Consider the following 16,402-nt stretch of genomic DNA (forward strand, 5'->3'; position numbering starts at 1 on the left):
CCTCAGAGGGCGAGTTCGGGCCGGTGGTGGTCCAGCCACAGGGCAAGGTCGACGACACGTTCGAGGCGCAGGCGGTGGCCCCACTCCAGCCGGTCGGGCGGGGTGTCCAGACAGGGCTTGATCCGGGTCTCGTCGGCCAGCGCCCGGACCTGTTCGGTGGCGAGCGCGTCGCGGGCCATGTCCTGCAAGCCGCGGTTGTAGTCGGGGTGGTGGGTGGCCGGGTAGTGGTTCTTGGGCCGGTACAGCACCGAGTCCGGGGCGAGGCCCGTGCCGACGGCGCGCAACAGGCTCTTCTCACGGCCGTCGAAGCTCTTCAGTGCCCAGGGCGTGGAGAAGGCGTACTCGACGAGCCGGTGGTCGCAGTACGGGACACGCACCTCCAGGCCCTGGGCCATGCTCAGCCGGTCCTTGCGGTGCAGGAGCTGGCGCAGCCAGCGGGTCAGGGACAGGTGCTGCATCTCGCGCTGCCGACGCTCGACGGGACTCTCGCCGTCGAGGTGCGGTACGGCGGCCAGGGCGCTGCGGTACGTGTCGTCGCGGAACTCAGCGATGTGCAGGTCCAGTTCGGGGTTGAGCGGCATCGCGGCCTCGTCGCCGGTGACCAGCAGCCACGGGAAGGTCTGCGCGGCGAGCGCCTTGGGGTTGTGGAACCAGGGATAGCCGCCGAACACCTCGTCGGCCGCCTCGCCGGACAGGGCGACAGTGGAGTGCTGCCGTATCTCGCCGAAGAGCAGGTACAGCGAGGTGTCCATGTCGCCCACCCCGATCGGCGAGTCACGGGCCACGACGACCGCCTTGCGGTGCTCGGGGTCGAGCAGAGCACGCGGGTCGAGGACGACGGTGCTGTGGTCGGTGCCGATGAAGGCGCCGGCCTCGGTGGCGTACGGGGTGTCGTGACCGGTGCGCAGGACGTCGCCCGTGAACTGTTCGGCCTGGTCGCTGTAGTCGACGGCGTACGAGCGGATCCTCGCCTCCGTCCCCTCTCGCAGCCGTAGTTCGTCGGCGAGCAGCGCGGTCAGGACGGTGGAGTCGATGCCGCCGGAGAGCAGACTGCACAGCGGGACGTCGGCCTCCAGCTGGCTGCGGGCCGCCGCGCCGACCAGCGCGCGGATCCGCTCCACGGTCGTTTCCTGATCGTCGCCGTGGTCCCTGGCCTCAAGCTGCCAGTAGCGGCGTTCGCGGACGCCGTGCCGGTCCAGGACGAGCTGCCCGCCCGGCTCCACCTCGCGCACTGCGGACCACACGGTCGGCCCGGTGTTGAACAGCAGGCTGTACGCCTCCCGCAGCCCGTCGGCATCCACCCTGGGCCGGATCTCGGGGTGGGCGAACAGGGCCTTGGGTTCGGAGGCGAAGGCCACACCGCCGTCGACGGCCGCCCAGAACAACGGCTTCACGCCGAGCCGGTCACGTACCAGCAGCAGCCGCTGCGCCCGCTCGTCCCATACGGCGAAGGCGAACATGCCCTCCAGGTGGTCGGCAACGTCCTCGCCCCACTCCGCGTATGCCCGCAGCACCACCTCGGTGTCGCTGCGCGTGCGGAACAGATGGCCCCGGCCGCGCAGCTCGGCACGGAGTTCGTGGTGGTTGTAGACCTCACCGCTGTAGGTGAGCACGATGTCCGGCTGCCCGGGACGATCCGGCATCGGCTGCACACCGCCTTCGAGGTCGATGACGGCCAGGCGACGATGGCCGATCGCGGCGCGTTCGCCGAGCCAGACACCTCGGGCGTCGGGGCCGCGGGGCGTGAGGGTGGCGGTCATGGCCTCGATGACCGGAGCCTGGGTGCGGGCGTCGTGGTGGAAGCTCGCCCAGCCGGTGATTCCGCACATACGGGTGACTCCTTGCTCAACGATGGGCGGCGGACGCCGCGTCGGTGGTCTTCTCCGGCACGGCGGCCGGGCGTCGGGCGGGCAGTGCCAGCAGAGGTACAGCGAGGCAAGCGGCGGTGGCGGCCACGGCGAGCCCGGCGTGCACGCCGTCGGCAGGTCCGGCAAGACCCCAGGCGGCGGTGGCCAGGGCCGGGCCCAGGGTGAAACCGAGGCTGCGGGCGAACTGGACGGTCGAGCCGACGGTCGCGGTCCACTCCGGCGGGGCGGCGCCCATGACCAGGGCCTGGGTCGGGCCGCCGTTCAGGCCCATGCCGAGGCCGGCCAGCCCCAGCCGCCAGGCGACGTCCAGCGGTGACCAGTCGCCGCCCAGCGGAACGAGGAGAACCAGCCCGGCGGCGATGAGAGCGGCACCGGTGACCGCTGTCGGACGGGCGCCGATGGGGGTACCCCCGCTTGAGCGGAGCCGAGAGTGGGGGAGGTCGGCGAGGCGTCCGCCGAGCGGTCCGGCCAGGCCCATACCGAGCGGGAAGGCGAGCACGGTGAGCCCGGTGGTGGTGGCGCTGACGCCGTCGTCACGCTGGAGGTGGAGGGCGACGACGTAGTGCATGGCGGCGAAGCCGGCCGCAAGGGCCAGTACCGCCCCGTGTGCCCGGAACAGCCCCGAGACACCCAGCACGCCGGTCACCGGACGCCCGCCCGGACCGCGCAGCCACCACCACAGCGGCGGGACTGCTGCGAGCGCGAGTACCAGCCACGCCGGACGGTCCGAGGCCAGGGTCAGCGCCAGCAGCAGGGCCGCCACACCGGTGGCCACCAGGAGGGCGTCCCCTGCCGAGCGCCGATCGGGCCGGCGCAGCCCGCCGTCCCGCGGCATCGCACGCCAGGCCAGCACCAGGGCGAGCGCACAGAAGGGGATCTTGACGAGGAAGACGGCGTGCCAGCCCAGATGGTCCAGGAGCAGCCCGCCCACGGCCGGCCCGGTCACCGCCCCCAGCGGGCCCAGGGTCGCGGGCACGCTCATCGCCCGCCCTCGCTTCTCGGGCCGTACGGAGCGGATCGCGAGGACCGGCATCAGCACGAACAGCACCGCTCCGAAGGCGCCCTGCGCAATGCGGGCGGCGATCAGCCAGGCAGCCCAGGGAGCGGCGGCCGCCAGCGCGCTGCACAGTGCGAAGCCGGCGGTCGCGGCGAGTACGGCGGAGCGCATCCCCACGCCGTCCAGCCAGCGCCCGACCGGCAACAGCAGTGCGACGACGGGAAGCTGGTATCCGAGCACGGCCCACTGGGCGGTCGCTGCTGAGACGTGCAGGCCATCGGCGATGTCCGCGAGAGCCACGTTGACGATGTTCATGTCGAGCATCGCCACGAACGAGAGCATGCCCGCCACGGCCACCAGCAGCCAGCGGTCCTCACCGGCAGGGCCGTCGGGTATGCGCCCGGGCTGTTCCGAACCGTGTCTGTGGTCTGTCACCTTTCCGCCCTTCACCTTCGTGGGCGGGCTGCCGGAAGGCAGCCTCGTCCCACAAGTCGGGAGGGATCGCACGTGAGTTCCCGGACCTGTCCCAAAAACATGGCGGACAGGCTGGATTTGACCCCATCGATCAGTCGGGCCCCATCGCGTTCACAGGCCGGTGTGCGTCTCCACTGCCACAGCCGGCTCCGCGCCGGCGGGTGCCCGGTGGTCGAAGGCGATCAGGGGATCCCCGGTGAGGGGGTGGTCGACCACGGCCGCCCGCACCCCGAACACCTCCGCCATCAAGGAGGGCGTGAGAACCTCGCGCGGCGGGCCGGAGGCGACGACCGATCCGGTGTGCAGGACGTGGAGGCGGTCGCAGACGGAGGCGGCGGCGTTGAGGTCGTGCAGCGACACCAGGGTCGTACGGCGCTGCGCACGCAGCAGGGCGAGCAGTTCGACCTGGTGGCGGATGTCGAGGTGGTTGGTCGGCTCGTCGAGGACCAGGATGTCGGGGTTCTGAGCGAAGGCCCTTGCGAGCAGGACGCGTTGGCGTTCCCCTCCGGACAGGGCCGTGAACCGGCGCCCCGCCTGTTCGTCCATGCCGACGTCGGTCAGGGCACAGGCGACGATGTCCCGGTCGGCGGCGTCCTCACCGGCGAAGGCTCGCTTGTAGGGGGTGCGGCCCATGGCGACGACCTCGCGCACACTCAGCTCGAAGTCGCTCCCCCGCTCCTGCGGGAGAGCGGCCACGTGCCGCGCCGACTCGACCGGGCTCAGCTCGCGCAGATCGGTGCCGGCCAGAAGTACTCGCCCGGCGGTGGGCTTCAGGTGCCGGTAGACGGTGCGCAGGAGGGTGGACTTGCCGCTGCCGTTCGGCCCGACGAGGCCGGTGATCTCGCCCTCGGCGGCGATCAAGCGGGCGCCCGCGACGACCGTACGGCCGGCGTAGGCGACGTGCAGGTCCTCGATGTCGATCCTCAACTACCGCTCCCCAGGCGCCGGTCCAGCAGATACAGCAGGGCCGGAGCCCCGAGCAGCGAAGTGACCACGCCCACGGGCAGCTCCTGCGTGTCCATGGCCGTACGGCAGACGATGTCGACCACGACCAGGAGCACCGCCCCGAAGAGGGCCGAGACCGGCAGCAGGCGGCGGTGGTCACCGCCGACGACCAGGCGGCAGACGTGCGGCACCATCAGGGCGACGAAGGAGATCGCGCCGGAGACGGCGACCAGGACGCCGGTCAGCACGCTGGTGACGGTGAACAGTTCGCGGCGCAGCCGGGTGACGTCGATGCCGAGGCCGGCGGCCGTCTCGTCGCCCATCAGCAGGGCGTTCAGTCCGCGGGCGCGCGCCTGCAGCCAGAGCAGAGCGATGGGCACGGCGACGGCGGGGACCGCGAGCATCTGCCAGTTCGCACCGCTGAGGCTGCCCATGAGCCAGAACAGCACGCCGTGCGTCTGCTGCTCGTCCCCGGCCTGCAGCACCAGGTAGCTGGTGAAGCCGGACAGGAACTGGCCGATCGCCACCCCGGCCAGCACCAGCCGCAGCGGTGCGAAGCCCCCGCCGCGCCGGGCCACCGCCCACACCAGCGCGAAAGTGGCCAGCGCCCCGGCGAAGGCCGCGCCGGACAGGCCCAGCCCCAGCGTCCCGCCCGCCCCGACACCGAGCACGATCGCGGCGACCGCACCGAGGGAGGCCCCGTTGGAGATCCCCAGCAGATACGGGTCCGCCAGCGGGTTGCGCACCAGCGCCTGTACGGCCGTACCGACGACACCGAGCCCGGCGCCGACGAGAGCGGCGAGCAGAGCGCGCGGAACGCGAAGTTGCCAGATGATCAAGTCGTTCGTGCCGGGCCGCGGGGCCGCACCGGACAGTCTGCGCCACACCACGCCCCACACCTCGCCGGGCGGAATGGACGTCGAGCCCCAGGCCACCGCGGCCGTCAGCGCGGCCAGCAGCACCACTGCGAGGACCGCCGCCAGCGGCGTCGCGGGCAGACTGCGCTCTTGTGAAGCTGAGGCTTTCCGGCGCACCAGCGTGGAGGGCATGGTCAGCCGACCTTGCCCGGATAGAGGGCCTTGGCGATCGCCTCGACCGTGTCGGCGTTCTCGACTCCCGCGATGGTCGTCTGTTCGGAGCCGACGCGCAGGAGGTGGCCTTCCTTCACCGCCTTGAGCCCCTTGGTCGCCGCGTCGGACTTCAGCCACTGTTCGGCCTCGTCGAACGCCTTCTTGTTCGCCGCCTCGCTGCCCCGGTCGCGGACCCCGAGCTGGATCCAGTCCGGGTTCTTGGCGATCACGTCCTCCCAGCCGACCTGCTTGTAGTCGCCGTCGCAGTCGGCGAAGACGTTGCGGGCCCCGGCCAGGGTGATCACCGCGTTGGCGACCTGGCGGTTGCAGGTGACGGAGGGCTGCTTGGTGCCGGCGTCGTAGTCGAAGAAGAAGTACGTCGGCCGCTTGTCCTCCGCCGTGCCGCCGACCGCCTTCTGGACGGCGTCCACCTTCTCCTTCATCCCGGCGACGAGTTCCTTCGCCCGCGCGCTCGTGCCGGTGACCGCGCCGAGGGAGGTGATGTCGGCCTCCACCGCGGACAGGTCGGTCACCGGGCTCTTGCTCTGTGCCGCGCAGGCGGTGGACTTCAGGTAGATGTGCTTGATTCCGGCGGCCTGGAACTCCTCCGCCGTCGGCGCGTCCCCCATCCCACCACCGCCCATGCTGCCCATGGAGGCGAAGGTGTCGATGTACAGGTCGGCGCCGGAGCCGAGCAACTTCTCCTTCGGGATCACGGTCTGGCTCAGCACCTTCACCTTCTGCGCCTGCGTGCCGAGGGCGCCGGGCAAGGTGCCCTTGCCGGGCGGGAAGCCGGTGCCGATCACCTTGTCACCGGCACCGAGGCGCAGCAGCAGCTCCAGGCTGGAGGCGTTGCTGGTGACGATCTTCCTCGGAGCGGCGGAGAAGGTGGCCTTGGCACCCATGCAGTCGGTGACGGACACCGGGTAGGCGCCCGAGACGGAGTCCTTGGCCTTCCCCGCGCCCTCGCTTCCGGTGTCCGTGTTTCCGCGGTCCCCGCCGCCACAGCCCGCCGCCAGCAGGCCGCCGAGCGCGACGGCCGCCGCAGAGCCCCACACACGAGAACGCATCGAACAACTCCCGGATCCACTCGGTACGCGGGCGAACCTCCGTCACCCGCTCCAGAAGTCGGGGCGAACGTCACGCGAGTTCCCGTGAGTTCCCGAAAAGCTGGCGGCACGGCTCAGGAGAACCGTTCCCAGGTGCGGACGAGGGTGTCGGTGCCGGGGTTTTCCCGGCCGGCGCCGACACCCTCCCGGAGCGTCAGGCCGCCAGCGCGGCGGGCCTCTCCGCCTCGTCGAGCAGGTCCATCAGGGCCGCCCGGGCGCGGGCCACGCGGGAGCGGACCGTGCCGACCGGGCAGTCGCTGATCTCGGCGGCCTCCGCGTAGGGCAGGCCGAGCAGCTGCGTGAGGATGAACGCCTCCCGCCGGTCATCGGGCAGCGAAGCCAGCAGATCGAGCAGTGCGATGCCGTCGTCGAAACCCGGCAGGTCGCACGGCTGAGCCAGCTCGATGGCCGTACACCAGTCCGGTACGTCCGACTGACGCGGCCGGGCTGCGGCGTAGCGGTAGCTGTCGATCACCGCGCGGCGGGCGATGGACAGCAGCCAGGCCCGGGCCGAGGAACGCCCCTCGAACCGGTGCAGGCTGCCGAGCGCCCGCAGGAAGGTGTCCTGGGCCAGATCGTCCGCAGCCTGGGGATCGCCGCAAAGGTGCGTGACGTAGCGCTGGACGTCGCGGTGCAGGGCGCCCACGAACTGCTCGACCGCGTCCGCGTCACCGCCGCGGGCGGCCAGCGCCCAGGCGGTGATCGATTCGTCGAGTGCTGCCGCTTTGTCGCTTTTGACGCGCGACGCGGGCAGGGCAGAGGTAATCACCTGGTGTCCTTCTAGGGTCAACCGTGATCCGGACCAACGGCCGGCAAAAGCGCGAGGTCCGGTGAAAGAGGGGAGACGGCCCTACGACGCGGTGGCGCTACAACGCCTGCGCGGTCGTACGGCCGTGGCCCGAGGCGCAGACGGGCAGCCTCGGGAAACCAGCTGTCCTCAGACGACAGCCGTCCCCACCGGCGGACCCCGAGAAGTGATCGCGTGGCCGAGAAGGAGCAGACGCGGCGCCCGGTCCGAGCGACGGCGCCGCAGGCGGACGCGCGGGCGGTGCGGGGTGACGGGTGAAGCGAACAGGAGTCGCAGCGGCGCCGCCAGCCATCCGGCCACCGCCCGCAGGATCCGGAAGGCGGCCCTCTCGCCGTACGCCAGCCACAACCCGCACAGCAGCGCGGCGAGCAGGTGAGCGGCGAGCATGCCGAACGACGACGAGCCGCCGTCCATGGAGTGCCCCATGTGTCCCGCGTGGCCCATCTGACCCGCGTGGTCCATGTGGCTCATGCCCGTGTGCCCCATGCCCATGGAGCCCATGCCGCTCATGTCCGCGGAGGCCGAACCGCCGGATGCCGACTGCGCGTAGGAGAACGCCTCGTGCAGCCCGGCCTGGGCGGCGACCACGGCCGTCACGATCAACGGCAGCCCGCGTTCACGCCCCGCCAGACACCAGCCGACGGCACCGGTGACGGCCACGCCTGCGGCCAGCGCCCACGCGGGCACGTCGCTCCCGGACATCAGGACGTGGCCCAGGGCGGCGAGCAGCACACAGACGGCCGCGAACACCGCGGCCCGAATCGTGCGAGCACACCACCCTGCTGTCATGGCGCCTCATCCTCGCATCCGGGCTTCGGCCGTCATGCGTGGGTACGGAAATCCACCGGGCACCGCACTCAGTACCCGGCCTGTGATCCAGACCACGACGCCGCGCCGGAACTGACGAGGGTTCCTACCCGACATCTCTCCGGGAAGCACTTTCCGGCCGCGGTTTTCCGGCAGCAGCGAACCCGGCAAGGCCGAACTGCCCTCGTGGGGCGGCTGATCAGGAGACTCCGTCGCCGGAGCGGATCACCACCGCGATCGTCCTGACCGGCGCGCTGCGCTCGAAGTGCAGCGTGAACGACACCAGGTCACCTGCCTGCCACCCAGCGCGCGCCCGCAGGGTCAGGTCCACGCCGTGCGGGGACATGGACAGCTCGCCACCGGCGGGGAGCGTCACCGAGTTCACGTCGGCCTTGTACGCGGCCCCGCTGTCGGTGGCGCGGTGACGGCTCAGGGTGATCTCTCCGCGCGTGTCGGTGGACGTCACCTTCACCAGCCGGTCGTCCGCGCCGCCGAGGTTGGAGACGTCGAAGAACGCCGCGGTCTCCGTGCTGCCGCCGTAGGGCAGGAACACCCGCCCGGACGTGACGGCGATCCGTGCCGGGCTGCCCGCCTTCCCGGCCCCGACCCAGGTGGTCAGGCCGCCCAGGGCGAGACTGCACGCGGCCACGGGCACGGCCGCGGCGAGCAGAGTGTCGGTCAGCCTGCGGCGCGACGGCCGCCAGGGGTTCTGCTCGGTCATCGGGTCTGCCTCCGGGCGGGCGAGGGCTGCCAGGCGCGCAGTCGCAGGCTGTTGCCGACCACCAGCAGCGAGCTGGCCGACATCGCGGCCGCGGCGAACATCGGGTCGAGCAGGCCGACCATGGCGAGCGGCACGGTGACGACGTTGTAGCCGAACGCCCACACGAGGTTGGCGCGGATGGTGCCCAGGGTGCGCCTGGCCAGCCGAACCGCGTCCGTGAGGGCCTCGATGTCGCCGCGCACCAGCGTCACGTCGGCCGCTCCGATGGCCACGTCGGTGCCGCTGCCCATGGCGATGCCGAGGTCGGCACCGGCGAGGGCGGCGGCGTCGTTGACGCCGTCGCCGATCACCGCGACCCGGTAGCCCTGCTCCTGCAGATCCCGTACGAGGTCGGCCTTGCCCTCGGGGGTGCAGCGGGCATGCACCTCGTCGATGCCCAGAGCCGACGCGACGGCCTGCGCGGGCGCTTCCCGGTCGCCCGTGGCGAGCACCGGTCGGACGCCGAGCCGCCGCAGGCGCTCCACGGCACGGTAGCTTCCGGGGCGTACGACGTCCCCGACCTCGATCAGGGCCTCGGCCACGCCGTCGACGCGGACCAGGACGGGTGTGTGGGCGGCGGCCTCGGCCCCGGACACGGCGTCCGCGAGGACCGTGGGCAAGTCATCGTCCGGCACGAGGACTTCGACCAGGCGGCCTTCGACCCGGCCGCGCACCCCCTGCCCCGGTGTGGCGCCGAACTCGGTCACGTCCGGCGTCGGCTGTCCCTGCGCGGCCCGTCCGGCATACGCGGCGACGGCTCGGCCCAGCGGGTGCTCCGAGCCCTGCTCGACAGCTCCGGCCAGCCGCAACACCGCCTCCTTCCCGAGCCCGCCGGGCACAGCGGTCACCCGGGCGACACTCATGTGGCCGGAGGTGAGAGTGCCGGTCTTGTCCGATACGACCGCGTCGATGTGCCGCAGCCCCTCCAGAGCCTGCGGCCCACTGACGAGCACGCCCAGCTGAGCACCCCGACCGGTCGCGGCCATCAGCGCGGTCGGGGTCGCCAGGCCGAGTGCGCAGGGGCAGGCGACGACGAGCACCGCCACGCACGCGGTGACGGCCGCCTGAGGGTCGGCTCCCGCACCGAGCCAGAAGCCGAGCGCCGTGACGGCCAGCGCCAGCACGACGGGGACGAAGACGCCGGCCACCGAGTCGGCCAGCCGCTGCGCCCGCGCCTTGCCCGCCTGTGCCTCGGTGACCAGGCGGGTGATCCGGGCGAGCTGGGTGTCGGCGCCGACGGCGGTGGCCCGGACGAGCAACAGGCCGCCGGCGTTGACGGCCCCGCCGACCACGGCCGAACCCGCACCCACTTCAACCGGCTCGCTCTCGCCGGTGACCAGGGACAGGTCCACGGCTGAGGCGCCGTCCACGACCACGCCGTCGGTGGCGACCCTCTCTCCGGGCCGTACGACGAAGACCTGTCCGGCGCCCAACTGCTCGATGGGAACCAGCCGTTCGGTGCCGTCCTCGCGCACGGAGACTTCCTTGGCCGCGAGCTGGGCGAGCGACCTCAGCGCCGCCCCCGTTCCGCGCCGGGCACGCGCTTCCAGGAACCGGCCGGCCAGGACGAACAGCGGTACGCCGACGGCCGCTTCGAGGTAGATGTGCGCGGCGCCCTCCGAGGCGGAGGGCACGAGGGTGAACGGCATCCGCATCCCGGGCTCACCGGCACCGCCGAGGAAGAGCGCGTACGCCGACCAGGAGAAAGAGGCCACCACGCCCAGCGACACCAGGGTGTCCATGGTCGCCGCCGAGTGCCGCAGCCCGCGTACCGCCCGTACATGGAAGGGAAGGGCACCCCACACCGCGACGGGTGCCGCGAGCATGAAGCACAGCCACTGCCAGTTCCGGAACTGGAGGCCGGGCACCATCGACAGCACCAGCACCGGCAGCGCGAGGAGCGCGGTGATCACCAGCCGGTCGCGCTCCTGCCGGGCGCCCTCGCCCTCGGCGTCGTCCTCGCGCTTCTGTTTCCTGGGCGGCTCGGGGAGGGCGGCCGCATAGCCCGCCTTCTCGACGGCCGCGACGAGGTCCGCCGCACTGATCTGCGCCGGATGGCTCACCCGGGCCCGCCCGGTGGCCAGATTGACGGTCGCCGTGACCCCTTCGAGCTTGCCCAGCTTCTTCTCGACCCGCCTCACACAGGCCGCGCAGGTCATGCCGCCGACGGTCAGGTCGGTCGTGACGAGGGTGCCCACGGGTTCCGCTCCCATCAGTGGCCTCCCCCGTGCATGTCACCCATGCCGTCGGCGCCTCCGCCTCCACTGCCGTCGCCGCCGGGCCGTACCCCTGTGCCGTGCATACCGGGGGCGACAGGTCCGGCGGCGGCACCGACGGCATACGACACCGCGAACATCAGTGCCAGCAGGAGAAGGAACCCGCACAGGGCGGGCGGTGGGACCAGCTTCCGCAGCACCGCACCCGCGTTGGAGGAGGATTGCCGGGATTCGTCCATCAACCGCGTCTCCAGATCACGTCGTACGGCGCCGGCCGGATCGAGCCGTACCGCTTCAGGAGTCGGGCCACCGGACGCCCGAGTTCCGGAGCACACCTATGGCGCACGTCACGTAACGAACAACCGTGCTCTGGCGTCGCGCGTCGAAGGACGGGAGCCCTGCCGACGGTTTCCGGGTTCCGGCTGTCGGCAGGGCACCTGCGCTATTCGGCCCGGGATCCCGTGGAGCGGCCGCGCAGGACGGCGAACACGGCCGCTGCCAGGCCCAGCACGCCCACGACCAGCCCGCCGACGCCGAGGCCCCGGGCGGTCGAGTCGCTGCTCGAAGCGGTCGCCTTGGCGCTCGCGGAGCTCTTCGAGTTCGCCGGCGAGCCGGTCGAGGTGCTGCCGCTCTCGTCCGCGCCCTTGGCGGTGAGCTTGAGGACGGGCGCCGGGTTCTCCGGCTCCTGGCCGCCGGAGGGCGTCTCGATCCAACGGACGGTCTTGCCGTCGGAGTACGTCTGAAGGGCCTTGAAGGTCAGCTGGTCGGTGTCGTCGGGCAGCTGCCCGAAGGCCACGTTGAAGTCCTCGTACTGGCCCGGCCCGATCTTGCCGCCGGTGAAGGTGATCTCGGAGACGGCGTCGGTGATGGTGCCGTCGTCGGTCTTCACGGGCGTCTTGAGCTTGGTGTTGGTGACCTGAGCGGTCCAGCCGTCCTGCGGGTGGACCAGCACACCGAGAACAGGGTGGTCGGTGGGCAGGAAGATCTGGACCCTGTTCGTGCCGGCGTTGTCCTCCTCGTCGGGCACGCGGAAGGTCAGCACGCCGTCCGTCGCGCCCTTGGCATAGCTGTCGGGGTGGACGGTGACGTGGGCGGAGGCGACGCCGGCGGCGGCGAGGAGTCCGGCGGCGGTCAGCGCGGTGACGGTGCCGGCACGGCGCAGGGCGATGCGGTTCGGGGACATGAGGTGATGAATCTCCGTACTGAGAGCGGATGTCGGGTCAGATCGCGTACGACATCCCCGTCGGCGGCCCCCGCCGGTGAACGGCATGCCTCAGCCGTACCTGTCGCACCGACCACGGTTCACCACCGGCCCGCGCCACGAGCCCCGGCGCGTCCGGCACGCTCCGCACCCCACCGGTCACCTGCCACCAGGCGACAAGCCCCGGTACGAACGCGACCGCCCACCGCAGCAGCGACCACAACGCGGCCTCACCGCGCCGCAGCCACCAGGTCAGCAGCACGGCCGCCCCGACATGGACGGCCGTGGCGTGCGGCGTCAGCGCATGGCCATGGGCCATCCGCATGCCGTGCACAGCCATCGCGACGTGCTGTGGCCGCGCGGCGTGGAAGCCAAGGTGCAGCCCACTCTGGGCGGCCAGCGTCCCGACGCCTATGCCGGCCAGCGACCGCTCCCGACCGCCCAGCAGAAAGCCGGCCGCGAAGACCGACGCGAACGCGGCGACCTGCACCCACACCGGCGGTGCGGCACCCGTGGCCAGGGCATGCCCCCCGACGGCGAGCAGCACGCACAGCACAGCGAACACCGCCGCGCGCACGCTTCGCACCGCCCAGGACACACTCACGGCACCCGATGCCGCCACGCGACCGAGGGGCCTCACCGCCCCCTGTCTACGCACATGCATCACCGCCCACGAACTACCTGGTCATCGCCCCCCTCCTTAGGAGTCGGACGCACGTGCGGTCCAGTTCCCGGCCACCCCGGCGATATCGAAGCATCGGAAGCGGCCGGAGGAGCACGAGCGCACCCGCAGCCCTCCGCGCCTCCGCACACGACGGGGCGCGCGTCCGCCACGTCCGCTTCGGGTATCCCGAGGGCAGCCCCCTGCGGCCCCCCGGACCGGTCCGGGCACCGGACGCCGCGACCTCATGTCCACGGAGGCGGAACACCATGACCGACGACTTCGGCCGGCGCGTCCAGATGAGCGCCGACCAGTTCTCGTCCCTGGTGGACGACGCAAAGGATCGATGATCCAATGATCATGCTCCTGAAGCGGGTGTCGCAGGTTCGAATCCTGCCGGGGCACAAGGGAAAAGGCCACCCACGGACCTCCGCAGATGGCCTTTGACATCCACTTCTGACATCAACGCGGGCGGTCGCCCACGATCGGGCCGCCGGATCCGTGCCGACGGCCACAGCGGACGGGACGGACGTGGGCGCATACTGAGTCATGGCAAAGCCTGCTGCGCCGAAGCATCATCTGCCCGCCAGCCCCTACGGCCTCGGTCGAGTGACCGGCATCGAGGACGGGGGCGCGGCGCTCGTGGATTTCGGCTCGGCGCGAATGCGGATTCTGAGCCCGTACGCCAAGATGCCCAAGCTGTAGGACCGCTGTGCCCGGTCACGGCACACCAGGACCCTTCAGGGGCCTGTAACGAAAGAGAGTCCTCTCATCGATCTGACCTCGCTGTTCTCCGCCCTGGAAGGGCAACCCCGCTGCTCCACTGCAGCATCGCCGCCTCCGGCGACCAACCCCTTCCAGGCCCCCGATTTCGGGGAAGACGAGACCTTGCCCCTTGAGGACGCACAGGAGCCCGCCCCGGGCATGCGGGCAGCGCGGCCCGAGGCAGCCTAGCTCCGCCGACGATGATGGCTCCGGCAACCGGCAGGGGCCATCTCGTGTGCCGCGGTGAGAAGTGCGGCCGTCACAGTTTCCGTCTTGTTCGGCACCATTCACCGCCGGACAGCGTAGGTCCTCCAGCCGCCCTTGTCCGGGCTCTTCTGCAGGGTCGCGGTGAACTGCTTGTCCATCACGGATACCGCCTGTTCAGGAGCTTTCGATGAGGATGAGGCTGTTGCCGTCCGGGTCACGCACAGCGAACATCGGCGGCACTGCGGGCCCCATCCGCAAGACCTGTGCATCCGCATCGACGCCGCGTGCGCGCAGGTCCGCGTGATCGGCGTCGGCATCCCGGGTCGTAAGACGGATGCCAGTCGGGACCCCTTCGGGAACGAGCGCGACAGTCGTCGTCGCACCAGGCGGCGCGACCTCGATCCAGCGCCCGTCACCGAAGGGCACGTCCCGGCGTACTTCGAAGCCGAGCTCACCGACGTAGAACTCGACCGCCTTGGGCTGATCGGTGACGCGGATCCCGATCGTGGCCACCTGTGTGATGTGAGTGGACCTGCTCATCCCATGCCTCCGCTTCCTTGGTCTTCACCAGGTAAGACGGAGGCAGGCGAAGTAACTCATCGCCGGTCATGAAGATCGACCGGACGGATCTCCTCACGTGCGGCCTGATCGCTGTTTGGCCAGCAGCTATGCGTCCCGCCTCGCGGAGGCGGTCAGGAACGGATGTACGACGGGTCCGCGCTGCGCGGGCCGCAGGCGCAGTGCTTCGACGCAGCGTATGACGACACTCGGAGATCTTTTGCGGGACAGCCGTGAGATCGCCCGGCTCGGCGGCCACGCCGAGTCAGGCGCAGATCCAGTGGAACGCGCAGGTGGTGGCCGGTTTGCGTCCGAGGCTCATTCGGCGGCGTCGCCGGGCTCGATTTCCCTGGGCTGCTCGCCGGGGAGCAGGCGGTTCACCATCGCCTGATTCGCCTGCATGTTCAGCGCCTTCATCGCGGCTGCCGCGTTGAGCCGGTCCTTGGCTTCCGGGTCGCTCACGCGGTCGATGAAGGTCGTCGCGGTTTCAAGCTGGTGGTCAGCGTCGATCTTGTCCTCGATGCGCTGGGCCTGCTCGGTCACGTGAGCCCTGGCACGCCGGGCGTGAACCGCGAGCGCACCGCCGCCGACCGTGATCAGCGCACCCGTCAGGCTCGTCACCAGGGGCACGTAGCCGTGGCTGGGGCTGCCCGCGTGCAGCAGCGCCAGGACGGCCCCGACGAGGATGACCGCCGCCCCGCCCGTCATGAACCACACGCTCAGGCGGAACGTCCACTCGGCCTGCTTCAGCGAGTGGTTCAGGAACTCGAAGTGGAACTTCTGCCGCTGCTCGGCCAGGCTCGGCTTGTCCGGAGCGGATTGGGGCGCCGGGGCAGCCATGGGGTCGTAACCCCCGATGAAGACGTTGTGGACCTCGCCCGCGGACTGCACCACCTGCTGCCGGGCATCCTCGTATTGTCGTCCGACGTCTGCCGCCATGAGTGCTCGGATGATCGCCTGGACCTGGTCCGGGTGAGTCGAGAAGCTCCTCAGTAACATCGTGTCCTTTGCCGACGCCGAGGGCAGCACGCGTATGGCCCAAGCCCTTTCGTACGCGGTCATGCCTTCCAGCGCGGAAGACACACCGGGCACCGACAGGACGTCACCGTCTGCGTCATCCGTCATCCCGGCCTCCCCCGACGCCACCAACTGACACCACGCCAACTCCCTTCAGGGTAGCGCCGGTCGGTGACACCGGACCCGGTTCTCAGGGGCATCGCCCTGTCTGGCCGGCACCCCCGGAACGAGCGGGGAGCAGCGGGGAATCAGGCGATCGGGCGGCCTGTGCGTGCGGACGACGTACGAGTTCCTGGCCGACGGCAGGCCCGTGCAGCTGTCGGCGAGCCGGGAGCCGTACGACCTCACCGCCGGCACTCCCGTCGTTCTCCGCGAGGGCGGGCCGCACTCCGGGGCGGGTGTCGTGAACCGCATGGCCGCGTTCGGCGTCACCGTCAGCCACGCCGTGGAGCAGCCGGAGCCGCGGCAGACGACCGCCGGGGAGGCGTCACTCCTGGGCAGGCAGCACGTGTGTCGAGATCCCGAGCGATGCGCACCGCGCAGGGGCCGTTTCCCATGGAGACGACCTACACCTGGCAGCCGGTGGACGCTGCGCAACCGCGGCGAGCCATCCGGCCTTGCCAAAGTGAGCGCTCCGATGATGGCTGCAGCTGTGCGGCGGGTGAACGTCAAGGACCAGGCCGCGTTGAAAGAACTGCTGGAAGGCTCCGACGCCTGACGACTCCAGCCGACACCGTCTGCCGACTTCTGACGTCCACGGCTGACATCAACGAGCCCGGACGGCAGCACACAGCGGCACCCCTGGGCGACCGTCGAACCGGCCGGCCTGCTCCGTAACCGGCAGGCCGACGTGTGGGCCGAGCCGGCGGTGGCGCCGGCTCGGTGGTGCGGGGCCGGGAGGGCCGCGGCACAGTGGCTACGGCCCTCCGTGGTGGGTGC

15 protein-coding genes and 1 pseudogene are annotated in these 16,402 nt (G+C 71.3%); 2 read left to right on the plus strand and 14 right to left on the minus strand.

What is annotated here, in order from left to right; genetic code table 11:
* Window positions 1–2: 2 nt before the first annotated feature.
* The 12 genes from asnB to AC4OXY_RS23235 form a co-directional block, all read right to left on the minus strand.
* A complete protein-coding gene (gene asnB / locus AC4OXY_RS23180) occupies window positions 3–1,829 on the minus strand; it encodes an asparagine synthase (glutamine-hydrolyzing) (RefSeq protein WP_491994551.1) in 1,827 nt (608 codons plus the stop codon).
* A gap of 16 nt (window positions 1,830–1,845) precedes the next feature.
* Complete coding sequence (locus tag AC4OXY_RS23185; protein ID WP_491994552.1) at window positions 1,846–3,300, minus strand: MFS transporter; 1,455 nt, start codon at window positions 3,298–3,300, stop codon at window positions 1,846–1,848.
* A gap of 150 nt (window positions 3,301–3,450) precedes the next feature.
* Window positions 3,451–4,266, minus strand: a complete 816-nt coding sequence (locus tag AC4OXY_RS23190; protein ID WP_491994553.1) for an ABC transporter ATP-binding protein — start codon at window positions 4,264–4,266, stop codon at window positions 3,451–3,453.
* Entirely contained in the window at window positions 4,263–5,333 is a 1,071-nt protein-coding gene (locus AC4OXY_RS23195) for a FecCD family ABC transporter permease (RefSeq protein ID WP_491994554.1), read from the minus strand. The genes AC4OXY_RS23190 and AC4OXY_RS23195 overlap by 4 nt, the downstream gene beginning before the upstream one ends.
* A 2-nt stretch (window positions 5,334–5,335) precedes the next feature.
* Window positions 5,336–6,424, minus strand: coding sequence for an ABC transporter substrate-binding protein (locus AC4OXY_RS23200; protein WP_491994555.1), 1,089 nt, complete (start codon window positions 6,422–6,424; stop codon window positions 5,336–5,338).
* Between the two features lie 193 nt (window positions 6,425–6,617).
* A complete protein-coding gene (locus AC4OXY_RS23205; RefSeq protein ID WP_362816631.1) occupies window positions 6,618–7,232 on the minus strand; it encodes a sigma-70 family RNA polymerase sigma factor in 615 nt (204 codons plus the stop codon).
* A gap of 168 nt (window positions 7,233–7,400) precedes the next feature.
* A complete protein-coding gene (locus tag AC4OXY_RS23210; RefSeq protein ID WP_491994556.1) occupies window positions 7,401–8,060 on the minus strand; it encodes a hypothetical protein in 660 nt (219 codons plus the stop codon).
* Between the two features lie 217 nt (window positions 8,061–8,277).
* Window positions 8,278–8,799 (minus strand): copper chaperone PCu(A)C, encoded by a 522-nt coding sequence (locus tag AC4OXY_RS23215; protein WP_356019944.1) that lies wholly within the window; start codon window positions 8,797–8,799, stop codon window positions 8,278–8,280.
* Complete coding sequence (locus AC4OXY_RS23220; RefSeq protein ID WP_491994557.1) at window positions 8,796–11,051, minus strand: heavy metal translocating P-type ATPase; 2,256 nt, start codon at window positions 11,049–11,051, stop codon at window positions 8,796–8,798. The genes AC4OXY_RS23215 and AC4OXY_RS23220 overlap by 4 nt, the downstream gene beginning before the upstream one ends.
* Window positions 11,051–11,293 (minus strand): hypothetical protein, encoded by a 243-nt coding sequence (locus AC4OXY_RS23225; protein ID WP_491994558.1) that lies wholly within the window; start codon window positions 11,291–11,293, stop codon window positions 11,051–11,053. The genes AC4OXY_RS23220 and AC4OXY_RS23225 overlap by 1 nt, the downstream gene beginning before the upstream one ends.
* 203 nt (window positions 11,294–11,496) lie before the next feature.
* A complete protein-coding gene (locus AC4OXY_RS23230) occupies window positions 11,497–12,237 on the minus strand; it encodes a YcnI family copper-binding membrane protein (protein WP_362816638.1) in 741 nt (246 codons plus the stop codon).
* A gap of 37 nt (window positions 12,238–12,274) precedes the next feature.
* Window positions 12,275–12,820: a hypothetical protein gene (locus AC4OXY_RS23235; RefSeq protein WP_491994633.1), complete on the minus strand. Its 546-nt coding sequence runs from the start codon at window positions 12,818–12,820 to the stop codon at window positions 12,275–12,277.
* Between the two features lie 645 nt (window positions 12,821–13,465).
* Here AC4OXY_RS23235 and AC4OXY_RS23240 point away from each other — a divergent pair.
* Window positions 13,466–13,621 (plus strand): hypothetical protein, encoded by a 156-nt coding sequence (locus AC4OXY_RS23240; RefSeq protein ID WP_491994559.1) that lies wholly within the window; start codon window positions 13,466–13,468, stop codon window positions 13,619–13,621.
* Window positions 13,622–14,062: 441 nt separating this feature from the next.
* On the opposite strand, the gene AC4OXY_RS23245 is transcribed toward AC4OXY_RS23240, so the two are convergent.
* Both AC4OXY_RS23245 and AC4OXY_RS23250 read right to left on the minus strand, forming a co-directional pair.
* Window positions 14,063–14,428: a VOC family protein gene (locus AC4OXY_RS23245; RefSeq protein WP_356019950.1), complete on the minus strand. Its 366-nt coding sequence runs from the start codon at window positions 14,426–14,428 to the stop codon at window positions 14,063–14,065.
* Between the two features lie 336 nt (window positions 14,429–14,764).
* Window positions 14,765–15,571: a TRADD-N-associated membrane domain-containing protein gene (locus AC4OXY_RS23250; RefSeq protein ID WP_491994560.1), complete on the minus strand. Its 807-nt coding sequence runs from the start codon at window positions 15,569–15,571 to the stop codon at window positions 14,765–14,767.
* Here AC4OXY_RS23250 and AC4OXY_RS23255 point away from each other — a divergent pair.
* Window positions 15,556–15,968, plus strand: a pseudogene (locus AC4OXY_RS23255) (hypothetical protein); the annotation flags it as partial. The gene AC4OXY_RS23250 and the pseudogene AC4OXY_RS23255 overlap by 16 nt on opposite strands.
* Between the last annotated feature and the right edge of the window lie 434 nt (window positions 15,969–16,402).

The sequence above is a fragment of the Streptomyces sp. HUAS MG56 genome (assembly GCF_058673395.1).

Excerpts from the sequence above, each read along its gene's own strand:
- AC4OXY_RS23245 (WP_356019950.1), bottom strand. The coding sequence starts at position 14,428 with ATGAGCAGGTCCACTCACATCACACAGGTGGCCACGATCGGGATCCGC.
- AC4OXY_RS23225 (WP_491994558.1), bottom strand. The coding sequence starts at position 11,293 with ATGGACGAATCCCGGCAATCCTCCTCCAACGCGGGTGCGGTGCTGCGG.
- asnB (WP_491994551.1), bottom strand. The coding sequence starts at position 1,829 with ATGTGCGGAATCACCGGCTGGGCGAGCTTCCACCACGACGCCCGCACC.
- AC4OXY_RS23240 (WP_491994559.1), top strand. The coding sequence starts at position 13,466 with ATGGCAAAGCCTGCTGCGCCGAAGCATCATCTGCCCGCCAGCCCCTAC.
- AC4OXY_RS23200 (WP_491994555.1), bottom strand. The coding sequence starts at position 6,424 with ATGCGTTCTCGTGTGTGGGGCTCTGCGGCGGCCGTCGCGCTCGGCGGC.
- AC4OXY_RS23195 (WP_491994554.1), bottom strand. The coding sequence starts at position 5,333 with ATGCCCTCCACGCTGGTGCGCCGGAAAGCCTCAGCTTCACAAGAGCGC.
- AC4OXY_RS23215 (WP_356019944.1), bottom strand. The coding sequence starts at position 8,799 with ATGACCGAGCAGAACCCCTGGCGGCCGTCGCGCCGCAGGCTGACCGAC.
- AC4OXY_RS23220 (WP_491994557.1), bottom strand. The coding sequence starts at position 11,051 with ATGGGAGCGGAACCCGTGGGCACCCTCGTCACGACCGACCTGACCGTC.
- AC4OXY_RS23230 (WP_362816638.1), bottom strand. The coding sequence starts at position 12,237 with ATGTCCCCGAACCGCATCGCCCTGCGCCGTGCCGGCACCGTCACCGCG.
- AC4OXY_RS23210 (WP_491994556.1), bottom strand. The coding sequence starts at position 8,060 with ATGACAGCAGGGTGGTGTGCTCGCACGATTCGGGCCGCGGTGTTCGCG.
- AC4OXY_RS23250 (WP_491994560.1), bottom strand. The coding sequence starts at position 15,571 with ATGACGGATGACGCAGACGGTGACGTCCTGTCGGTGCCCGGTGTGTCT.